1 protein-coding gene is annotated in these 536 nt (G+C 30.8%); it reads left to right on the top strand.

Translation table 11 applies throughout. The annotated features are described in order from the left end of the window. Nucleotides 1-331 precede the first annotated feature (331 nt). Nucleotides 332-536, top strand: a 205-nt coding sequence (locus ACINWC323_RS02525; protein ID WP_009515111.1) for a YhfG family protein, incomplete at its 3' end; no start/stop codon positions are given.

Raw genomic sequence — 536 nt, 5'->3', positions numbered from 1 at the left:
TGATAAATTGCCCCATAAATATCTCTATATTTTTTACTAAATAGTCAAATTTTAACATTTTTATCGATATAAAAAATGAGCATATCTTTGTATATTAAAATTCATTTAATTTATCAACTAAATTTTCTCAAAATTACAATTATCAACAAATACATATGGTTTACTTATCATGGGTGGTCTAAATTTTAAAAATTCTTCCACTTTTTTTTAGTTTTCTGTTATTACATGAAACAATACCGTTGTATTACATTTTGAAATGCTTGTATGCAGCATTGATCAAAAAGATTCTCTGCTATACTTACTTCACGTGTAGCATCAATGGAGTTTCGAAATGCTCAGAACCACTGAACAGAAAAAAAAATATATTCAAGCGACACGTGCGCAAAACTATCAAGCCAGCCTAAAGCTTGAAGGCATTACAACGACAGCTCAAACAACTCAACAAAGTAAAGCTGAAATCTTGCAAAAATATAAGAAGTATTCGCAACCCGAAACGTTAGTCAGGTACATGTATGGGGAAATGGGTGACAGCCTGT

It is taken from the genome of Acinetobacter sp. WC-323 (genome assembly GCF_000314615.1).
GTDB lineage: Bacteria > Pseudomonadota > Gammaproteobacteria > Pseudomonadales > Moraxellaceae > Acinetobacter > Acinetobacter courvalinii.
Note: the sequence above shows the minus strand (reverse complement) of the source record. Positions and strands in the feature narration are given on the sequence as shown.